The sequence below is a fragment of the Alteromonas gracilis genome, from assembly GCF_043642145.1.
In the GTDB taxonomy this organism is placed as follows: Bacteria; Pseudomonadota; Gammaproteobacteria; order Enterobacterales; family Alteromonadaceae; genus Alteromonas; species Alteromonas gracilis_B.
Genome location: NZ_JBHZRZ010000009.1, coordinates 136,736 through 157,170, shown reverse-complemented (window position 1 = coordinate 157,170; position 20,435 = coordinate 136,736). Strand labels below are relative to the sequence as shown.

Genomic DNA, 20,435 nt, shown 5'->3' with positions numbered 1-20,435 from the left:
TCAAGAGGGGTTATTGCAAAGGCTGAAACGCTGCTAAAGGTGCGGGTTTTGCTACACCAAACCCTTGGGCAAAGTCTACGCCCATCTTGCCTAGTTGAGCCATCGTTGCTTCATTTTCAACAAACTCGCCAACAGTCTGCATGCCCATCGCTTTTGCTACATCGTTAATTGATGCCACCATGGCGGTATCTACGCTGTCGTTAAGCATATCTTTGATAAACATACCGTCTATTTTTACTTGGCTTACGGGTAAGCTCTTAAGGTAGCTGTACGACGAGAAGCCGCTGCCAAAATCATCTAACGCAAAGGAACAACCAAGCCGATTAAAGGTGCGCATGAAGGCCAACGTGTCTTCCATTCGTATTATGGCTACCGATTCAATCACTTCGAAACAAATTTTGTTATACGGAATTTTAAAGGTCTCAAAAGCATTTAGAACAAAAAGGGTGAAGTCTCTGTCTGCCAATGAATGACAGTTAAGGTTAATACTGCAGTGTTTAAGTTCTTCTAGATGTTCAGGGTTTTCAGAAAGCCACTTAAAGGTGTGGGTTACTACCCATTTATCTACGCTTACGTTCATCTCAAATCGCTCAGCGGTAGGTAAAAAATTAGCAGGCTCAACTAGCTTACCGTCTTGCTCACGAAGTCGCAGAAGCACTTCGTAATAGTGGCCGTCGTTGGTTTTGCTTAAAGGGCGTAACGACTGGTAGTAAAGTTCAAAGCGACCTTCTTCCAACGCGTTATTAATAGAAGACACCCAGTCAAGTTCGCGCTGGTAACGCTGCATGCTCTCGTCATCTTTATTGTATTTGTGAACTTGATTTCTTCCTTGCTCTTTAGCGAAATAGCACGCCGCATCTGCCATACTCAAATACTGACCAGAGCTAACCGTGGCATCGTCGCACACAACCATACCTATACTTACGCCAAGATTGAAAATGCGGTTGTCCCACATAAAGCGATAGGTTTGAACCGCATTAAGTATTTTAACCGCATTCAGATAAACAGTGTCTGCATCGACGAGGGAATAAATAACGCCAAATTCATCGCCGCCAAGCCTTGCTAATTGAGCATTGGGAAGTAACGTATTTTCAATGAGGCGGGCTACATCCTTAATCAGGACATCTCCTGCTTTGTGCCCGCAGGTGTCGTTAACCACTTTAAATCGGTCGAGGTCTAAAAACAGCAAACACACAGGCATATCTGGCTCACTGTTTACTTCCTCTTTAAACGTGGCTTCAAATTGGCGTCTGTTATATACACCCGTGAGAGAGTCGTGAGTTGCTAGATATTGAAGGCTCAAGTCTGACTGTTTCTTTTCGGAAATATCAATAATGGAACCGTAAAGGTAGCTGCCTTCCTCGTTTTCTCTAATTTGACAGGAAATTGAGAACCAAAATTCACTGCCGTCCTTGCGCTTTCCTCGAATCTCCTTCCCAGTAACATGGCCATTTTGTGATATTTCACCCAGCAAAAGCTGTCGGTCTTCTGGCGACTGGTAAAAAATTCTTGTGCTTGCGCCCTCAGTAAGCATTTCTTCTTCACTCTCGTAGCCAAACACCTTGCACATGGCAGGATTTACCGAGATTAACTTACCGTCCCATGTGGATGTGTAATGCCCTTCAGCTGAGTTTCTGAAAAGATCATAGAAGTAATTAAGATTGGAAATGGTTTCAGCTTGCGTTGAAAGTTGGAATTGATTGCGCACATCTTCTTTAGTGATGACGGCGAATCCAAAGCATAAGAACCCTAGTGTGACAAAAAGGAGCATGCCCATAGCCACATCAATGGTGTAAATGAGGTCGCCAAATAGGTTTTGCGTAACAATGGCGTAAAATGCAAAGAATGACAGCCAAGCCAGAATAAACGTCGTGCTCACCACGCTGCTGTCTTTGTCTTTAAATACTAGGGCAAGCAAAACGTGATAGAGCCCCATCGCAGCAGTGAGCAGTAATAATGTGATAGTGGCTGTATACGCACCCACAGTCAGGCAATACGCTACCGCTAAAATGGGGGCCCAATAATTAAGAAGACGTAAAATAAGAGGAATACGCTCAAATAAATGATGAGTTACTTTGGCTATACAAAGCAAGAGAACGCCAAAACATACCGCATAAAACTGCTCGCTTGCATTGGTTAAGCTTGGCCAAAATGCTAACCCCCCCTCAGTAATAAACAGCAGTGCAATTAACACAAGTGAAGACATGGTCAACCAGAACCGAGTGGGAATGCGCTGGTATAGATACGAAAACAGGAAGTAGGAGGCGATTAGGGCCATCACACCCGATACCGCACCCAGCAACATCAGCATATTGGTATCGTGCTGAGCAAGAAGATCGCGCTTCCATAAAGAAATAGGGAAATACTTTAGCCCCTCATCTTTTATCGCTATCAAAAGCCGTGCGTCTTGATACGGCTGTAGGGTGAAAGCAAACCTAATATTAGGAAGAGGTTGTCTTAAAGAATGATCGCCTTTTCCCGCTTGATAGCGGTAAGACTTGATAATTCGCTGACTGTCATCCAGAAGGTATATATGTAAATCGTCAACGTTTAGCCGGTCGATATTTAACACCAATGGGATTGGGCTATAGCCAGTATGAACTAGTTCAGTTGAATACCAAATTCGCTCATTTGCGACCACTGAAGGCGAGGGTGACTTGGTTGAAATTCCTGTTAAAACATCGAAATAGGTTGCACTTTCTGGGGCAAGGGATACTCGGGCGTAATGATTAATGATATCTCTTTCGAAAGATTCATTAACGGTTAGGTACGCTTTAGCAAAGATACTTGTGCTACATACTACCCAACCCATGAGCAACGCTAATACGTACTTTGTTAGCCGGGAGATTGGCACTAGCTTTTTCCTTGAAGCGCTAATTATGTGTTTTCCATAGAATAATACTAGTAAGTACCAAAAGCCAAACAGAAAGAAGAAGGTAAGACTATTGCCTTGCGTTCTGAAGGTATTGATAAACCGTGTTTGGCGATTGCTGTGTTCCTACGGGCTCAAGCCAAATAGCTTCGCAAAGCCATTCTATACATAGCATGCATTGAAAATGGGTATTGCAAGGTTGCGATGCATCCTGTGATTGTGAGGTTACGATGGCTTGAAAGCGGTCTGCTCCCCAATCCGTCTCAGACAGCGAGAAACCAAATAGCGCACAAAAATGTTGCACCCACTGCTGAGTTTTTAACGGCGTTGCCGGCAGGGCAAGGCGAATTTCAACGCTTTGCTCGTTAACCACGGCGTGTTGTTGAATATCTCTGATGGTAAAAGGCTGCATATAACTCATTATTTTACAGGTTTTTGTAAACCCGCTTGGTTTAAAAAGTGTATATACTACAACACAAAAACAATAGCGTTAATCTAGGCGTATATAGGACGGGGTATGCTAACACTACATCATTTAAATAACTCTCGCTCTCAGCGAATTCTTTGGCTTCTTGAAGAGCTGGGCGTAGAGTACAACATAGAATTCTACCAACGAGACAGTAAAACAAACTTAGCGCCCGACTCACTTCGCGCAGTTCATCCTTTAGGTCGCTCTCCCATACTCACTACTCCTCATGGCGCTATTGCTGAATCTGGCGCTATTGTTGAATATCTTGTTCGTCATCACGCAAGCGACGCGTTCTCAGTACCGCAAGACCCGGAGGCGCTTCAGCAGTATTGGTTTTGGCTACATTTTGCTGAAGGATCATTGATGCCCCCATTGGTGGCTAACTTGGTGCTTGAAAAGGCGCGTCAAAAAGGATCTAAGCCTTTCTTTATCAAACCCATTACAGATAAGTTGGTCGATGGAATATTAGATGCTTACTACGGTCCTAACTTGGCACAAAGCTTACGCTATGTAGAATCTTATCTAGCAAAAAATACATGGTTTGCTGGTGATGGGCCTAGCGGTGCCGATGTACAAATGATATTTCCACTAGAGTCTTTGGTTGCCAGCGGTCGCGCTAAAGATTTTACTGCCATTCAAGGCTTTGTTAAGCGCGTGCATGCAAGAGACGCTTATAAAGCGGCGTTAGAAAAAGGCGGTGAGTACGCTTACGCCTAGCGAACATTTTGCACCTAGGGTTAATTCGGCTTAGTGATCTCGATTGATATAGTCGTCGATTAACTGAATAAAGGCCTCGCCATAACGTTCAAGTTTGGTTTGGCCTACACCGCTTACATCTAATAAGGTGTTGCGCGTTGTGGGAAGCTTGCACGCCATATCAACCAAGGTGGCATCACTGAACACCACATATGGCGGCACTTCATTCTCTTCAGCCAGTACTTTACGCAGGTGTTTAAGGCGAGTGAACAAAGTTCGGTCGTAGTTGGCAGGCGCGTGTTTAGCCTTTTTCTTGTCTGGTTTAAATTCAAGTCGCGGTACCGCTAGCTGTACGGCAACTTCGCCTTTTAAAACGGGGCGCGCGGCTTCGGTTAGCCTTAAGGCGGCGTGAGCGGTAATATCAACCCTAATAAGCCCTTTGTGTACAAGCTGGTTGATAATATTGTGCCAATAACTATCCGATTTATCTTTTCCTATGCCGTAGGTAGAAAGTTGGTGGTGTCCTGCTTCTTGAAGGCGTCTTAATTGTTTGCCTCGCAGCACATCAATAACATATTGGCTAGACGCTTGTTGTGAAAGTCGCAGCACACACGACAGTACTTTTTGCGCAATCACTAAACCGTCTATCATTTTTGGCGGGTCAAGACAGATATCGCAGTTACCACAGGCGCTGTCACTGAATTGCGAGAAGTAGTTGAGCAACACTTGTCGGCGGCAGGTTTGTGCTTCTGAGAAGGCCTCCATGGCCGCGAATTTTTGCAACTCTATTTGGTTGCGCTCGGCAATTTCGCCTTGCTCTATCCACTGTTTTACGCGGGCTGCGTCTTTTTCATCGAACAATAATAATGCTTCAGACTCTAGACCGTCTCGACCTGCGCGCCCGGTTTCCTGATAATAACTCTCTACACTGCGCGGCACGTCATGGTGTACCACATAGCGCACGTTCGATTTGTTAATGCCCATACCAAAGGCAACGGTGGCAACGACAATGTCTATTTTGTCGTTAAGAAACTGGCGCTGTACGAATTCTCGTTCGTCGTTATCCAAACCCGCGTGATAAGCCGCGCAGCGAAATCCTTGCCTGAAAAGCTTCGCGTGCAAGTCATCGACTTTCGCGCGGCTGTTACAGTAAATAATACCGCTACCTTCTTGCTGTTTTACGTAGGCGACCACCTGATCAAACGCTTTGTACTTACTCATAACGCGGTAGCGAATATTCGGTCTGTCAAAGCTGCCTTTATAAACTAGTGGCTCGTGAAGGTTTAGCTGGGTCAAAATATCCGCCTGCGTGGCTGAGTCTGCCGTAGCGGTTAGCCCAATAACTGGAATGCTGGGAAAGCGCGACTTAATCTGGCCCAGTGCACGGTAATCTTGCCTGAAGTCGTGCCCCCAGTGGGAAACACAGTGGGCTTCGTCAATCGCAAATAAGGCAATGTCGGCATGGGCAAGAGATTGCTGAAAGTAATACTGCATCAAACGCTCGGGCGACACGTAAAGCAAGTCGAGTTTCCCCGCTTGCAATGCATCGTTAATGCGTGTCTGTTCATCGGCTTCTAGCGTTGAGTTCAGATAGGCAGCCTTCACCCCAAGCGCCTTAAGTTGCTCAACTTGGTCTTGCATCAATGAGATAAGCGGCGACACAACAATAGCGGTGCCGCTTCGTACTAGCGCAGGAATTTGGTAGCACAGCGATTTACCACCACCTGTAGGCAAAAGAACAAGTGCGTCTTTACCTTCACACACGCGGTGAATCACTTCGCCTTGACCGTCGCGAAAGGCGTCGTAACCAAATACATCTTTTAAAATGCTTTCTGGTGTTTTAACCCGTTGCACTTCTGGCGCTAATTCTGATGGAGCTATTGCAGTTGTCATGGCGCAGGATTTTACGCGTTTTTGGCGATGGCTTCACGGGGCAATTTAAAAAACTAGACTAAAATTCAGCGATAGTTTTGCTTGTCAGTCACTTAGATTATTTTGCTGAACGTTATTTCGTCAGCCATAGCACGGCTTAAAAGCGGTGGGCACGTTTAAAACCGTCCTATTTATAACCTCCCTTAATTTACTAACATTGGTTGGAAGAATTTCGTAAGGCTTGTGTTCAATAGTAAGGTTATGAACCAAAACGATAGACAAACTGAGGGTGTGTGGGAGATTTGCCTACGCAGCTGACGGTTAACTTTTTCAAGGACAGTGAATGGACAAGCATATTTCCGATAATGACAACATTAAGAGCAAAAGAAAGTTAGACCACGACGTTATGATCAATCATGTCATTGCACTTTTTCGTGATACTATGCCGTTTAACCAGTTGCTGGGCTTGGAATTTATCACTGAAGGTGAAGGTCTGAATGCGCAGATTTCTCTGCATCTTGATTGGCAACCCTCACTTACTGGCAATCCAATGCAAAAAATTCTACACGGCGGTGTAACAGCGACTATGCTAGACACCATCGGTGGTTTAGTTTCAATTGTAGAAACCATTAAACAGACCGCGACTGAACACCTGGCGGACCTCCAAGTTAGATTGCCTACCATGGGCACTGTCGATATGCGTGTTGACTACTTAAGGCCGGGTAGGGGAGAACGCTTTATTGCTACCGCGTCAATTATACGCAAGGGCAGTAAGCTGGTGGTATGCAGAATGGAATTGCACAACGAAAAAGGCGATCATATTGCCTTTGGCACAGGTACTTACATGCTGGGGTAGTTATCTTTGTGATGAGCTTTGCATTGTCCCTTAACGCCAATGTTTGCGTTGTGCAAATGATGTGTGTGGTATTTACGGGAGGTGTAGCATGGCTGAGCCATTACCAGATTTAATTGAAGAGATTGTTACCGACAGTATGGGTGACGATCCTGCAACCTTGTTGGCCACCTTAGCGGGTCAAGATGAGGTGTATATTGCCTCATTGCTAGAATCTCTGCCCGTCGAAAAACGTTTGGCTGTTTGGGAAGGCATTCCTCGCGACCGCAAACTCGACGTGCTTGTTGAAATGCGTAGCGACCCCCGTGAAATACTTATCGATAACACGCCCCATAATGAGTGGACGTCAATCTTTGCAGACATTGACGCTGAAGATTTACTTGAGCTTCTTGACTCATTACCAAAACGTTTGGTGGATATGGCCTATGAATCTCTTGATTCTAAAGAGCGGAAGTACTTCAGAGAAGCCACGCAATTTCCCGACAATCAAATAGGGCACTGGGTTAATCACGAGCAATTAGTGTTACCTTCAAACGCTAAAGTGCGCGAAGGGTTACGCTTGTTAAGGCGTGATATTCCCCAGCATTGCGACAGCATTTTCTTAGTGAACCGTTCTGGACAGTTTTCCGCGTTAGTCAAAATTAGTCATCTTTTTACCGCGCAAGATCATGTGTCACTGTTTGACCTTTCAGAAGAAAATGTCACGACCATTCAAGGGGCTGACGATACAATGAATGCCTCACTTCTTGTTCAGCGTTCGGGGTTGGCGTCATTGCCCGTGGTTGATGAAAATAATAAGCTACTGGGGCGTTTAGATGTGACGTCAGCAAGTGAGTTGGTCAATGAATTCTATGAACGCCAAGTGATGGCCTCGGCCGGTATGGATGAGGACGAGGATTTATTCTCGCCTGTTGCAAAAAGCGCTAAAAATCGTGCCTTGTGGTTGGGCATTAACCTGCTCACCGCGTTTCTCGCGTCATGGTTTATCGGGTTATTTGAAGGTACGCTGCAACAAGTTGTCGCGCTTGCGGTATTAATGCCAGTGGTTGCAAGTATGGGTGGTATTGCGGGCAGCCAAACCTTAACGCTTATTGTGCGTGGCCTTGCGCTAGGGCAGGTAACGCCTGCAAACCTTAGGGCGTTAATGGTAAAAGAGCTTAAAGTGGGTGGTGTTAATGGCGTGATTTGGGCGCTGGTTATAGGCATTGTCGCCTACTTCTGGTTCACTGACGCCATGCTAGGCCTAGTTATTTGTTTAGCCATACTGTTTAACATTGTGGCGGCGGCGCTTGCTGGGGTGTTTGTGCCGGTTATTCTAGACAAATTAAAAATAGACCCGGCATTATCAGGCTCGGTCATTTTAACTACGGTGACAGACATTGTTGGCTTTGTGGCCTTCTTAGGTTTGGGTACGCTGTTCCTGCTTTAGTGCTGTATTTTCTAATTAGCCACACTGAATAATAAAGCTCAGTGTGGCGTATTTCATAACTATATCGTTAATCATGTTTCCTTTGCCGCATTGGAATGTGGTAAAGGTTGTATATTCGTCAATCCTGATGAACAATACGCGCCTTCTTACCCTGAATGTCTATGGAGCTAGCTTTGTCTAAGCCAGCCAGTGCCGCCCAAGTCGGTGTTATTTGTGCTATTGCTGCCTACAGTATGTGGGGCGTTGCGCCTGTTTACTTCAAACAACTAATGGTATTGCCCGCGGCTGAAATACTCATGCACAGGGTGATTTGGTCTGTTGTACTGTTAGTGGGGCTTATTGCTGCATTTAAACAATGGCCGAAAGTAGGGGCCGCACTTCGCAATAAACGGGTAATGCAGATTTTATTCATTGCCGGGCTGCTTTTGGGCGCGAATTGGCTTTTGTTCATATGGGCTATTAACAACGACCATATTCTTGATGCAAGCTTAGGCTATTATATAAACCCGTTGATCAACGTTTTCCTAGGGCGGCTGTTCTTGGGCGAAAGACTACGTAACATGCAGCGCGTTGCTGTAGGGCTAGCTGTCATTGGCGTGGCAATTTTAATATTTTCTTACGGTCATGTGCCTTGGATTGCGTTAGTGCTTGCTGGAAGCTTCAGTGTGTATGGTTTGTTGCGTAAACAAGTCGCAGTAGACTCGCTTCCTGGGCTTTTCATTGAAACCCTTATGCTCTCACCGTTGGCCATCGCTTATTGGGTATTCTTTGGCTCTGAATACAGCAACTTGTTAAACAATGACGCCACGCTAAATACGCTTATTTTGGCCGCTGGTATTGTTACCACTGCGCCATTACTTTGTTTTACCGCGGCTGCGCGACGCATTATGTATTCAACGTTGGGCTTTTTTCAGTATATAGGCCCAACGCTTATGTTTATTTTGGCGGTGTACTTATATGGCGAGCCGCTTGAAGAATCGCGTCTTGTTACCTTTGGGTTTGTCTGGGTGGCACTCATTTTGTTTAGCGCCGATTCACTGGTAAATTTTCGCAGTCAGCGCAAAGCACAGAAACTAAGCGTGGAGCAATAACGGCCAAACGCATAGGGAAGGGCCGCTACAGCAGTGATACTTGCTCTTGAAAAGGCGTATGAGGCGGCTCGCAATGCACTTGGTTTCGCCCGCTGTTCTTGGCAGCGTAAAGCTGTTTGTCGGCCAAGCTTAATAGCTTATCAACAAGCTGTGTGTGGGCGCCACTTACGCCAATACTACAGGTTACTTTGATATCGGTTTTAGGAAGCTGAATCACTTCGGCTTCTACCACTTTTCTGAAGTCTTCTAAGCGTTTACACGCTTCATCTAGTGGTGTGGATGGCATATAAATACAAAATTCTTCGCCGCCAAACCGAGAAATAATTTCATCTGGAAAATAAAATTCGATGAGCGCTGCCATGGCTTTTAAAACCGTGTCGCCGGCATCGTGACCATGGGTATCATTTATCGACTTGAAGAAGTCTAAATCGATGAGGGCCAGGGCGTGATGCCTTGAAAGCTTTTGGTGTTGCACGGTGACCATATAAAAGAAATGACGTCTGTTCGGCAGGCCCGTTAGATAGTCTGTATTGGCTACGCGGCGAATTTCTTCCACGCTTTCAATGTATTCAACGTTCTGCATTACTCTGCACAAAAACTCTTCATGGCAGTAAGGCACGCGTAAAAAGTCATTGGCACCACTTTTAATAAAATGCGCCGACATCAGCATGCCTTTGCCCCCCGCAATTCCCATAATCGCAAGTTGCTCTTTGGAAAAAGCTTTTCTTAAACTCGCTACGAAATGTGTACCTGTCATGTCAGGTAGCGTGTTGTCGGTAATGACTAGGCGTACGTTATTGTTCTCAGCCAAGCAATGCATTGCATCGGTAGCTGTTAGCCTGTCAAAAGCAATAAAGTTATGGCGCTGCAGCAATGAAACAGTCTTTGAACGCAGTACACGATTCGTGCTCACCACGACCACGCCAGTAGACTTGTTTTTCTCGAGTCGACTAATAAGGCGGTTTAAGTAATCGTAGTTTTGAGAATTTTCTTTCGGAATATAATCGACGACATCGCGCTCTAGAATTTTATCGCGAATATCGTTGTCTAAGCTTTCTGTGGTTGCAATGGTAGGAATGAAAGACCTTACCGTAAAGTCGATTGCTTCACCTTTTGGGGCATCCGGTAATGAGTACGCAACAATCGCACACAAGAACGTTTCGGGAATATTTTGCGAAAACCGTGCTTTCCCTTCTGTCAGGGACGTTGCGCCTACGGACGTAAGGCCCGCACGACGTACTAATTTCGCAATAAGTTCAAGGTTGCCTTCACCATTTTCGATGATCAGCACATGTTGCTGCATACATTCCAACTTAGGTTTAGGCTGCCTTGCCTGTTATAAATTTTACGCTTTCTCCAGCTTAGCGTAAGCAAGTACTAGCCATTTGCTGCCAAATTCGTCGAAGTTTACTTGAACTCGGCCGTGCTCACCACTCCCTTCGTAGTTCAGTACTATCCCTTCACCGAATTTGCGATGAACCACTCGCTCGCCTAGGCTAAAGCCGGTTTCTTCAAAACTTGCATGCGATGTCGCTTGGCTAAAGCGGTTGTGCACGGGCCGTGAAATGGTCGATTTCAGCCTAACTTCTTCAACGCAGTCAGCAGGCATTTCACGAATAAAGCGCGAAGCAGTATGATACTTGTCTTGACCATATAATCGACGACTTTCTGCATAAGTGATATACAACTTTTGCATCGCTCTCGTCATTCCAACATAGCAAAGTCTGCGTTCTTCTTCCATTCGACCTGGCTCGTCGTTAGTCATCTGACTAGGGAACATGCCTTCTTCAACCCCAGCCATAAAGACCAGCGGAAACTCAAGGCCTTTTGCGGTGTGAATGGTCATCATTTGAACCGCATCCTGATCGGTATCGGCCTGTGTCTCGCCAGACTCAAGCGATGCATGAGCTAAAAATGCGGCAAGTGGCGTCATTTCTTCGGCTTCTTCAGGAACGACAAAGGTTTTACAGGCAGTAACCAATTCTTCTAAGTTTTCTAGTCGTGCTTGGGCTTTTTCGCCGCGTTCTGCCTGATACATAGCATAAAGACCAGACTGGCGAATGGCTTTATCGGCTTGCTGGTCGAGCGGCTCATCTAATGTGGCTTGCTCAAGCTCAGTGATTAGCAAAACAAAGCTTTGCATAGCGTTGAGCGCGCGCCCTTTAAAGCCCCCTTCGTTAATCAGCAGCTGGCATGCTTGCCACATTGAACAGTTATGCATTCGCGCAGTATCGCGCACCTGAGAAAGGGTTTTTTCGCCAATACCGCGACTAGGTGTATTCACAACACGCTCAAAGGCGGCATCGTCGTGCGGGTGGCTTACCATGCGCATGTAGCCTAGTGCATCTTTAATTTCCTGTCGTTCGAAGAATCGCAAACCACCGTATATGCGATAGGCTAGCCCTTCGTGCAGCAAGGCTTCTTCTAGCACGCGCGATTGGGCGTTGTTTCTGTACAGAATTGCTGTGTCGCTTAGGGCATTGCCTTGGTTAAGCCAGTCTTTTATTTTCGATACGATAAAGCGGGCTTCGTCTAGCTCATTAAAACCCGCATAAACAGAAATGAGTTCACCTTGCGCATCTTCAGTCCACAACTCTTTACCTAAACGGCCAGTATTGTTGTCGATTACCGTGTTTGCCGCTTTCAGAATGTTGCCAGTAGAACGATAATTTTGTTCAAGGCGAATGGTGGTAGGCTCATTAAAGTCTTTCAAAAAGTGTTGAATGTTATCTACATTTGCGCCGCGCCAGCCGTAAATCGACTGATCGTCGTCCCCAACAATCATAATGTTGTTGTTCTCGCCACTGCACAACATACGAAGCCAAGCATACTGGATATTGTTAGTATCTTGGAATTCGTCAACTAACACAGCGCGGAAGCGGCGCTGATAGTGAGCAAGCACTTCAGGGTTTTTCGCCCATAGTTCGTGAGCGCGTAAAAGCAGTTCTGCAAAATCAACTAAGCCAGAACGGTCACACGCGTCTTGATAAGCGGCGTACACTTCGCGCATGGTCTTTTGAATATGATCGCCATGGGTTTCAATATGCTGAGGGCGCAAACCCTCGTCTTTGTTGCCATTGATGTACCATTGAATTTGGCGTGGAGCCCAATGCTTTTCATCCAAGTTCATTGCTTTAAGAATGCGACGAATTAAACGGTACTGGTCGTCTGAATCGATAATCTGAAAGTTTTCGGGCAGATTAGCTTCTGCATGGTGCGCGCGCAATAAACGGTGGGCAAGCCCGTGGAAGGTACCAATCCACATATTGTGCAGGCTGCGACCCATCAAAGACTCAATGCGACCACGCATTTCTTTTGCCGCTTTGTTGGTAAAGGTCACTGCCAAAATTGAAAAAGGGGCGATGTTTTCGACTTCCATTAACCACGCTATACGGTGCACGAGCACGCGGGTTTTACCACTACCTGCACCTGCTAATACAAGCGCGTTCGATAATGGGGCTGCTACTGCTTCACGCTGTTTATCGTTTAGCTCGTCTAGCAGTCGAGATACATCCATAATGTGGTACCTGTTAGTTGATAGTTTTATACATTTCGCAGCGCGCTATTATGCCATCTGCCTGTTAATTTATACAGTCCAGTTTTACGTGTGCGAGTGTCAGCAAACCGCGCTTTTATCTTGCTGGTGTTGCTGTGACTTATTGAAAGAAAAATGCACCTTCACCGTTCTACTAAACATAAGAAAAGGTGTTAAAACGAGATGCACAAGTTATTAGCTATAACGAATTAATTCGATAAATTGATCGAATTACGCGATTGAGCGGTAACACACTGGTATTGCATCACGTCAAACTCAGGTACACTTTCTACCTAATTCTAATTGTTAAAGCCTAAACGCGTAGTGAGTTTTGCCTATAGCGAAAACTTACTACTCAGCATGTGCGCATTATTAACAGTACACGACTTTCTATTTTTACGAGGCAGGCTCATGACCACACTTACTACGCCTATCGATTTTTGGTCGACGCTTAAACAAGAAGCGCAACGTGTTGCTGACAACGAGCCTTTGCTGTCTAGCTATGTGCATGCCAGTGTACTTGCGCACCACAATTTTGAATCGTCATTAAGCTTTATTCTTTCTAATAAAATGGCCGATGACGTTATGCCAGCCCTTGCGATTCGAGAGGTGTTCGACGAAGCGTATTTGCTAGAGCCGGGCATTAGTGAGGCAGCCATTGCTGATATTTTGGCGATCAAAGCGCGCGATGCGGCAGTTAACGATTTTCTTACGCCCATACTTCACTTCAAAGGCTTTCACGCTGTTCAAGTGCACCGCATGGCCCATTATCTTTGGGTTCACGGTCGTCATCAGCTAGCTCTATTTTTGCAAAGCCGTAACTCTGCAAGCTTTGGCGTTGATATTCACCCCGCGGCTCGCATTGGTAAAGGCGTTATGTTCGACCACGCGACGGGTATCGTGGTAGGTGAAACTGCCGTTGTTGAAGACAACGTATCTATTTTACAAAGCGTAACGCTCGGTGGTACGGGTAACGAGTCAGGCGACCGTCACCCCAAAATTCGCCAGGGCGTGCTAATTGGTGCAGGCGCCACGATTCTTGGTAACATCGAAATAGGTGAAGGTTCAAAAGTGGGGGCGGGAAGTGTTGTGCTTAATAGCGTGCCTGCTCATGTAACAGTGGTGGGTGTTCCAGCAAAAGTCGTTGGAAGACCGGTTTGTCAAAGCCCTTGTGAATCAATGCGCCAAAACGTACTAGAAGATAACTCACTCGTATAATCCACAAAAATTGGGGTCAGAGTACATTATTAAGAGTACATTATACCCCCAGCCGGTCAGAACAAAAATTAGGGTCAGAGTACATTTCTTCTTCGGGCTTCTCGAAAAATTAAAGTACTCTGACCCCTTTATTCCAGCGTAATGGTGTTACCGCCTTTCTCTTTTGACGCGTACAGCGCATGGTCTGCGCGTTGAATGAGAGTCTCAAGCGAATCGTTTTGCTGCAGCTTGGTTACGCCAAAGCTTGATGACAAAGACACGTTTGAAATGGTGATGGCGTTTATACCCTCCCGTACTCTATTGACCAAATTGAGGGCGTTTTGCTCGCTGATATTTGGCAACAGCAACACAAACTCATCGCCTCCGAAACGGGCGAATACATCGGTTTTTCGCAACGCATCTTTTGTAACTTGGCTTAAGCGCCGTAGTGCGTTGTCGCCGTCAACATGACCCAATTCGTCATTGATGCGCTTAAATTTGTCTAAATCAAACATGACGAAATAGAGCGTATTGCCTGTTTCGAGGCTCTGCGCTATTTCAAGGGCGCTGCGCTGAACGAGGTATTCTCGCGTGTAGGCTTTAGTGAGGGTGTCTACAAAAACACGGTCTTTTAGCGAAGCGTTGTCTGCTTGTAATTGAGGAATAGCAATGCCAAATAAAGCGTTAGCAGCAATAACGTTTAGCGCAAACTGATACACCTTTACATAGTCCATTAAGGCGAAAAGATGTACCAACAAAACGATACACAGGCTGCTAATTGCAAGACTTATCACATTGCGTTTTGTACTTTCAGTACATGCTATCCACATGTGTGTAATGGCAAGAAAAAATATGGCAAAGGCACTGTCACGTGAATGCGTGAGCTTGGCGAGAAGCATAACAAAGAATATCAGTGCCAAATTTATCGCTACCTTTCTAAAGTAACTAGGTAAATCTGACGCGGCGCAGTTAGAAAAGGCCAAAAGGTCGATTTTTGAATCTGTGCATACTTTCACTAAGAAGCCCGCAAATAGTGGCGCAAGAACCACCACACCGGCCATATCGCCAATCCAGAAGGGCAGCATAGCTTCTTGTATATCAGCCGCTGACATTTGATTACTTAGCACAAGAGAGCCTATTACCAGTTGTGTGGCAACTAATGAAGAAACACATCCAACGATCAAAAACGATACAATGAGTTGAGGTATAGAAACGTCGGGCTTTCTTAATAGGTGGCCAACGACACTTGCCCCTGCGAAGTATGGCAATATGTGTGCAACACCAAATAATAAGCCGCCCCAAGCAAGTTCAATGTTACTAAGCGCGAGCGCGTAGTTATGGCCATTCCAAATAGTAATGATTATGGCGGCTACCATAACGGGGGCCAACGCACGCCAACCTAGCACTAAAAAGCATGCAAGCGTATAACCAGCAGCAGGGAACCAAACACTGGCGTGTTCGGTGTATTCTACAATGCGCCCAATTTGCCACACTGCTAGCCAAGATAAGATAAGAAAGGCATCGCGATATAAACCAGTCAGTGGCTTATACGGCCAGAACGAACCAGCGTTCTCGGTATGTTCATGCACATTCGAGGTTGACTGATCTACTGTGGACGCACGTTGCGACCTTGACTTCGAGACAGCTGGCTTTTCCATGAGGCTACAAAAACTACGACATCAACTTTCAGTGTATAACGGGCGAGGGCCGAAATCTATACACCTAAAAATTAAATAAATTGGGTAAGCTCTTCTAGCGTATCAAGCTGAACGTGAGGAAGTACCGATGCAGGCTCAAGTGGCAATTGCATGGGACGATTGCACGCGAACCACGCTGACTGGTAGCCTGCATTGATTGCGCCTAAAACATCTTTAATTATGTTATCGCCAACGTGCAATATATGGGCAGGTTTTACCTTCAAAAGTGACGCTGCTTCGTTAAACATATTGATATGAGGCTTCATGGGGCGATCTACACTGGCGTGCAATATGGTTTTAAAATAGCGGTCTAACCCCACCTTTTGTGCATTCACATTGCCGTTTGTAATACCTACAAGTGGCATGCGTTGGCTTAGTTTATCAAGAGTGTCATGCACATTTTCTGCTAATGAAAAGTCGCTTCTAGCGTCGTAGAAGTGGTTGAAACAAGCGTCTACAGCAGCATGTAATGTCGCATCTTGTGTGGGGGCAGTAGATAATTTATTCGCAGGTGTGCCCGATAAGGCTGCAGTTAGCACAACACGACGAAGCTGCCCCATATCGGACGCAAGGCGAGGGTCTTTAGCAATGGCGGCACGTTTAAGCTGTAGCCAGTCTCGTGATGTTAACGTAGCTGCCTGGTGATGATGCTCTGCTATATAAGACTGAAGCGCTTGTTCGGCACGTCGAATAATAGGTTCGTTATTGTAAAGGGTGTCATCAAGGTCGAATGTCATGGCTTCGACTTTGTTGATAGACCTAAAAAACTGCATTGTTTAACCTTTTAATTTGTCTTATTTTTTGTGCGCGCGAGGATGTGCGGCATCGTACACATTGGCAAGATGCTGAAAATCGAGATGCGTATAAACCTGTGTCGTCGATAGATTTGCGTGGCCTAATAACTCTTGTACCGCGCGCAAGTCACCACTGGACTCTAATACGTGCGTAGCGAAAGAATGGCGCAATTTGTGGGGGCTTACTTTTTGTGACACAGACTGCTCTTTTGCCATCTTATCGAGCCGGTTTGCTACCTGCCTGTTGGATATGCGGGTTTTTCGCTTACTCACAAATACTGCACTTTCGTAAGGCGACGCATAGGCAGGGCGTACCTTCAGCCACGCGTTTAATGCCTTTTGCGCCTGTCTCCCTAAAGGCAGGATGCGCTGCTTACTGCCTTTACCCATTACTTTCACCGTGCCGTCTTTCAAACAGTCAGCTAAGTTAAGGCCAGTGAGCTCGCTTAAACGCAGTCCGCAGCCATACAAAAGCTCAAACATGGCTATGTCTCTAAGCTGCATACCTTCATCATCACTGCTTGCAGGGGAGTTATTTAAAAGCTGCTGCATTTCATCAACACTTAGCTGTTTAGGCAGAGGCTTTCCTTGTTTAGGCGCTTGAATACCTTCTACAGGGTTACTGAAAAGCTGTTGATGATCGATAAGATATTGGCAGAAAGTTCTAAGTGCTGATAGTCGTAATGCAATACTGCGTGGGCTGTGCCCCGACATTTTGGCATCACCCATTACCCGCTTTATATCGCTTGGAGTTAGACCAGACCACTCATACAGGCCTAACAGTTTGGCGACTTCGGTTAATTGGCGCTGGTAATTTTTAATGGTATGAAGGGATAACCCTCGCTCCACCTGAAGGTGAAGCAGAAACTTATCTAGCCATTGCTGACAGGGTTCGCTTATTAATGCGTCCGTAGACACGGCACTTAATATCCCATCATTTCAGGCAAGATGATATTAAGCACTTGCTGAAGCTGTTGAAGTAGTAGGGTGTCCATGTCTGGGGTGAAATGGCTGGCGTCGCTACTGCTAATACCTAATATGCCCAGTTCACGATTATCGCCAAGCAACATGAGCGCCACAGATTCCGCAGGGCTTTCACCGAAAAGCAGTTGGCGTTCGTGTTGTGATAGGCGTCCAAAAAAGAAGTTAGTATCTTTAAAACGCTTTTCAGTAAAGAGTCGTTGCTGCAGCTCAGGAATGGCATGCGGGCCTTTAAAACTCTTGATAACAGCAGATGACAGCTGCAACCTTTCTTGAAGAACATCTTCTAAGGTGAATTGTACTTCAGCAACACTTTCGCAACGCAAAAGCTGCACGTTTAAGTCGGTGTAAACGCGATAAATCTTTTCGTTTTGCTTAGCAATGGTGACTAGTTGATTAAGCTTTAAATTGAGGTGCCGAACTTTTTTTCTAAGTTGTTCACTTTGAATCTCAACAAGTGAAACGCTGCCTTTTTGTTCATGAGGAAGCTTAATTTTTTCAAGAAGATCCGGATGCTCGGCAAAGAATTCGGGGTTGTCTAACAAGAACGCGCGCACATCAGTACTCGACAATTCCGATGTGTCGTTAAATGGCTCAACCAATTGCGTGGCGCTAGATTGCCCTGATAATTCGCTCATAGATTTATATGTCCGTCATATACGTGTTCGGCAGGCCCTGTCATTTTTAACACGTTATCTGGGCCAGGCCAGCGTATACGTAAACTGCCTCCGGGTAAGTCCACCCGTACGTCTTTACCTAATTTACCCTGTATCTGGCCAATTGCAACTGCCGCACAGGCTCCGCTACCACAGGCTAACGTTTCACCTGAGCCTCGCTCAAATACGCGCAACTTTATATGAGATTCATTAATAATCTGCATAAACCCTACGTTTACGCCCTCGGGAAAACGTTCGTGCTTTTCAACAAGTGGGCCAATTTCTTCTACGTTAGCGGTATCTATATCATCAACTTCCATCACACAGTGAGGATTGCCCATGGACGCCGACCCAATAAATAAGGTACTGTCGCCCACTCGCAATATGTAGGTGTTTTCTTGCTTATTGGCTTTAAGCGGAATGTTGGCTGGTTCGAACTCAGGCTTACCCATGTTCACTGTAACTTGGCCGTCTTTTTCTAAATAAAGCACCATCTTCCCAGCTTTGGTGCTTACTACAATTTTATTGCGATTAATAAGGCCTTTTTGCTTAACAAAGCGTGCGAAGCAGCGTGCGCCATTGCCACATTGCTCTACTTCTGAGCCATCGGCGTTGAAAATACGATAATGAAAATCTTGTTCAGGGTCGTACGGCGGTTCTACCATCAACAGCTGATCGAAGCCAATGCCGAAGTTTCGGTTAGCCAGTTGTTGAATTTTCTCTTTAGAGAAAAAGACGTTTTGAGTAACGTTATCAATAACCATGAAGTCGTTACCCAAACCGTGCATTTTGGAAAATTGAACCTGCATTAAACGCGCATCTATCTTGTTAGTTTGTCTCTAGTTTACGGAAGTTTGTACTCACCTTGCCAGAGATCTTTTTGTTTTTCTCTTTCACGCACCACAATTGCTTTGTCTCCGTCTACCATAATTTCGGCTGGGCGACAGCGGCTGTTGTAGTTTGACGCCATAACGAAACCATAGGCACCAGCACTTCTAACGGCAAGTAAGTCGGTTGGCTCAATGGCAAGCTCACGATCCTTTCCAATAAAGTCGCCCGTTTCACACACTGGGCCAACCACATCGTAGGTACGTGGCGTAGTGGTACTTTCTTCCTTTACAGGAATAATTTTTTGCCATGCAGAGTAAAGCGCGGGGCGCAGTAGGTCGTTCATTGCAGCATCGACAATTGCAAAGCTTTTCTCTTCACCTTCTTTGATGAATTCAACTTCGGTTACCAAAATACCGGCGTTTGCGGCAATTGCTCTACCTGGCTCTAAAATAAGCTTTAAGTTTTCGCGACCCACCATTTTTTCTGCCATGGCCTGTGCGTAAACTTTCGGGTGTGGTGGCTGCTCTTCGTTATAAGTTACGCCTAAGCCGCCACCTACATCTAAGTGTTCTATAATGATGTTGCGTTCTGCTAATTCATCTATTAGCAGTAGTAAGCGCTCAAGTGCATCAACAAACGGGCCTATTACGGTAAGCTGAGAGCCTATGTGGCAGTCCATGCCAACCACGTTCAAATTAGGTAATGATGCAGCCAATTCATAGGTGGTAATCGCTCGCTCACGGGCGATGCCGAATTTATTCGCCTTTAAACCCGTAGAAATGTAAGGGTGAGTTTTGGCATCTACATCTGGGTTTATACGCAAAGAGATTGGCGCTTTTACACCCATCTCGGCCGCTACTTGGTTTATACGGTGAAGCTCTGGTTCAGATTCAACGTTAAAGCACATGATGCCTTGTTCTAAGGCATAGCGAATTTCTTCATGCTTCTTACCTACGCCTGAAAAAACCACTTTGCTAGCATCTCCGCCTGCTTCGATAACGCGCGCTAGTTCGCCAGCTGAAACGATATCGAAGCCTGAGCCCAACTTAGCTAGTACGCTAAGTACACCAATATTTGAATTGGCTTTAACGGCATAACATACAAGGTGAGGGTGCTCACCAATGGCATCGTCAAAAGCGTGCCAATGACGCTCTAAAGTAGCACGTGAATAAACGTAAACGGGTGTTCCGTGTTGGGCTGCAATATCTGCAACAGGTACTTGTTCAGCGTGCAGTTGGCCCTGGCTGTAGGCGAAATGATCCACTAGTTCAGCTCTCCAGAAGTAGTTGCGGGCGATACATTTTGGATGCTCGATGACGTATCGGTTTCTGATGCATCAGAAGGCGCTGGTTCAGCTGAAGTGTTTTGTGCAGGCGCTTCAGGAATGTAAAGGGCCCCTTTGTAACCACAGCCACATAATGCTGTGAGTGTTAGCAAGAAAACAACTGACTTTTTAAGCACG

The 20,435-nt window shown here is 45.8% G+C and carries 17 protein-coding genes; 5 read left to right on the top strand and 12 right to left on the bottom strand.

What is annotated here, in order from left to right:
• Positions 1-10 precede the first annotated feature (10 nt).
• Together ACHUFN_RS16075 and ACHUFN_RS16070 are read right to left on the bottom strand one after the other, a co-directional pair.
• Entirely contained in the window at positions 11-2,854 is a 2,844-nt protein-coding gene (locus ACHUFN_RS16075; RefSeq protein WP_394223458.1) for an EAL domain-containing protein, read from the bottom strand.
• Between the two features lie 88 nt (positions 2,855-2,942).
• Entirely contained in the window at positions 2,943-3,284 is a 342-nt protein-coding gene (locus ACHUFN_RS16070) for a hypothetical protein (protein WP_394223457.1), read from the bottom strand.
• Positions 3,285-3,389: 105 nt separating this feature from the next.
• On the opposite strand from ACHUFN_RS16070, the gene ACHUFN_RS16065 reads away from it, so the two are divergent.
• Complete coding sequence (locus ACHUFN_RS16065) at positions 3,390-4,058, top strand: glutathione S-transferase (protein ID WP_394223456.1); 669 nt, start codon at positions 3,390-3,392, stop codon at positions 4,056-4,058.
• A gap of 30 nt (positions 4,059-4,088) precedes the next feature.
• Here the strand turns inward: ACHUFN_RS16065 and recQ are convergent, their stop codons facing one another.
• Complete coding sequence (recQ, locus tag ACHUFN_RS16060) at positions 4,089-5,930, bottom strand: DNA helicase RecQ (protein WP_394223455.1); 1,842 nt, start codon at positions 5,928-5,930, stop codon at positions 4,089-4,091.
• A gap of 322 nt (positions 5,931-6,252) precedes the next feature.
• Between recQ and ACHUFN_RS16055 the strand changes: the two genes are divergently transcribed.
• The 3 genes from ACHUFN_RS16055 to rarD all read left to right on the top strand — a co-directional run bounded on the left by ACHUFN_RS16055 (position 6,253) and on the right by rarD (position 9,282).
• Positions 6,253-6,765 carry a thioesterase family protein gene (locus tag ACHUFN_RS16055; protein ID WP_394223454.1) on the top strand — a complete coding sequence of 171 codons (513 nt, stop codon included), beginning with the start codon at positions 6,253-6,255 and terminating at the stop codon, positions 6,763-6,765.
• Positions 6,766-6,853: 88 nt separating this feature from the next.
• Positions 6,854-8,191: a magnesium transporter gene (mgtE, locus tag ACHUFN_RS16050; protein ID WP_394223453.1), complete on the top strand. Its 1,338-nt coding sequence runs from the start codon at positions 6,854-6,856 to the stop codon at positions 8,189-8,191.
• Positions 8,192-8,364: 173 nt separating this feature from the next.
• Complete coding sequence (rarD, locus tag ACHUFN_RS16045; protein ID WP_394223452.1) at positions 8,365-9,282, top strand: EamA family transporter RarD; 918 nt, start codon at positions 8,365-8,367, stop codon at positions 9,280-9,282.
• 25 nt (positions 9,283-9,307) lie between these two features.
• Here the strand turns inward: rarD and ACHUFN_RS16040 are convergent, their stop codons facing one another.
• Both ACHUFN_RS16040 and uvrD read right to left on the bottom strand, forming a co-directional pair.
• Positions 9,308-10,585 carry a GGDEF domain-containing response regulator gene (locus ACHUFN_RS16040; protein ID WP_394223451.1) on the bottom strand — a complete coding sequence of 426 codons (1,278 nt, stop codon included), beginning with the start codon at positions 10,583-10,585 and terminating at the stop codon, positions 9,308-9,310.
• A 42-nt stretch (positions 10,586-10,627) separates the two neighbouring features.
• A complete protein-coding gene (gene uvrD / locus ACHUFN_RS16035; RefSeq protein WP_394223450.1) occupies positions 10,628-12,799 on the bottom strand; it encodes a DNA helicase II in 2,172 nt (723 codons plus the stop codon).
• Between the two features lie 429 nt (positions 12,800-13,228).
• Between uvrD and cysE the strand changes: the two genes are divergently transcribed.
• Positions 13,229-14,035: a serine O-acetyltransferase gene (gene cysE / locus ACHUFN_RS16030; protein WP_394223449.1), complete on the top strand. Its 807-nt coding sequence runs from the start codon at positions 13,229-13,231 to the stop codon at positions 14,033-14,035.
• A 128-nt stretch (positions 14,036-14,163) separates the two neighbouring features.
• Here the strand turns inward: cysE and ACHUFN_RS16025 are convergent, their stop codons facing one another.
• From ACHUFN_RS16025 to lptM, 7 genes are all read right to left on the bottom strand, one after another.
• A complete protein-coding gene (locus tag ACHUFN_RS16025) occupies positions 14,164-15,672 on the bottom strand; it encodes a sensor domain-containing diguanylate cyclase (RefSeq protein ID WP_394223448.1) in 1,509 nt (502 codons plus the stop codon).
• A gap of 71 nt (positions 15,673-15,743) precedes the next feature.
• Positions 15,744-16,484: an HAD-IA family hydrolase gene (locus ACHUFN_RS16020; RefSeq protein WP_394223447.1), complete on the bottom strand. Its 741-nt coding sequence runs from the start codon at positions 16,482-16,484 to the stop codon at positions 15,744-15,746.
• 21 nt (positions 16,485-16,505) lie between these two features.
• Positions 16,506-17,423: a tyrosine recombinase XerC gene (xerC, locus tag ACHUFN_RS16015; RefSeq protein WP_394223445.1), complete on the bottom strand. Its 918-nt coding sequence runs from the start codon at positions 17,421-17,423 to the stop codon at positions 16,506-16,508.
• A gap of 5 nt (positions 17,424-17,428) precedes the next feature.
• Entirely contained in the window at positions 17,429-18,124 is a 696-nt protein-coding gene (locus ACHUFN_RS16010; protein ID WP_394223444.1) for a DUF484 family protein, read from the bottom strand.
• Entirely contained in the window at positions 18,121-18,951 is an 831-nt protein-coding gene (gene dapF, locus ACHUFN_RS16005; RefSeq protein WP_394223443.1) for a diaminopimelate epimerase, read from the bottom strand. The genes ACHUFN_RS16010 and dapF overlap by 4 nt, the downstream gene beginning before the upstream one ends.
• Positions 18,952-18,986: 35 nt before the next feature.
• Positions 18,987-20,237 carry a diaminopimelate decarboxylase gene (gene lysA, locus ACHUFN_RS16000; RefSeq protein WP_394223441.1) on the bottom strand — a complete coding sequence of 417 codons (1,251 nt, stop codon included), beginning with the start codon at positions 20,235-20,237 and terminating at the stop codon, positions 18,987-18,989.
• The gene (gene lptM, locus ACHUFN_RS15995) at positions 20,237-20,434 is read right to left on the bottom strand and encodes an LPS translocon maturation chaperone LptM (RefSeq protein WP_394223440.1); all 198 of its coding nucleotides are present in this window, start codon (positions 20,432-20,434) and stop codon (positions 20,237-20,239) included. The genes lysA and lptM overlap by 1 nt, the downstream gene beginning before the upstream one ends.
• Position 20,435: the final 1 nt, after the last annotated feature.

Coding starts and splice junctions, on each gene's coding strand:
- ACHUFN_RS16070 (WP_394223457.1), bottom strand. CDS start 3,284: ATGCAGCCTTTTACCATCAGAGATATTCAACAACACGCCGTGGTTAAC.
- ACHUFN_RS16065 (WP_394223456.1), top strand. CDS start 3,390: ATGCTAACACTACATCATTTAAATAACTCTCGCTCTCAGCGAATTCTT.
- recQ (WP_394223455.1), bottom strand. CDS start 5,930: ATGACAACTGCAATAGCTCCATCAGAATTAGCGCCAGAAGTGCAACGG.
- ACHUFN_RS16055 (WP_394223454.1), top strand. CDS start 6,253: ATGGACAAGCATATTTCCGATAATGACAACATTAAGAGCAAAAGAAAG.
- mgtE (WP_394223453.1), top strand. CDS start 6,854: ATGGCTGAGCCATTACCAGATTTAATTGAAGAGATTGTTACCGACAGT.
- ACHUFN_RS16040 (WP_394223451.1), bottom strand. CDS start 10,585: ATGCAGCAACATGTGCTGATCATCGAAAATGGTGAAGGCAACCTTGAA.
- uvrD (WP_394223450.1), bottom strand. CDS start 12,799: ATGGATGTATCTCGACTGCTAGACGAGCTAAACGATAAACAGCGTGAA.
- cysE (WP_394223449.1), top strand. CDS start 13,229: ATGACCACACTTACTACGCCTATCGATTTTTGGTCGACGCTTAAACAA.
- ACHUFN_RS16025 (WP_394223448.1), bottom strand. CDS start 15,672: ATGGAAAAGCCAGCTGTCTCGAAGTCAAGGTCGCAACGTGCGTCCACA.
- ACHUFN_RS16020 (WP_394223447.1), bottom strand. CDS start 16,484: ATGCAGTTTTTTAGGTCTATCAACAAAGTCGAAGCCATGACATTCGAC.
- ACHUFN_RS16010 (WP_394223444.1), bottom strand. CDS start 18,124: ATGAGCGAATTATCAGGGCAATCTAGCGCCACGCAATTGGTTGAGCCA.
- dapF (WP_394223443.1), bottom strand. CDS start 18,951: ATGCAGGTTCAATTTTCCAAAATGCACGGTTTGGGTAACGACTTCATG.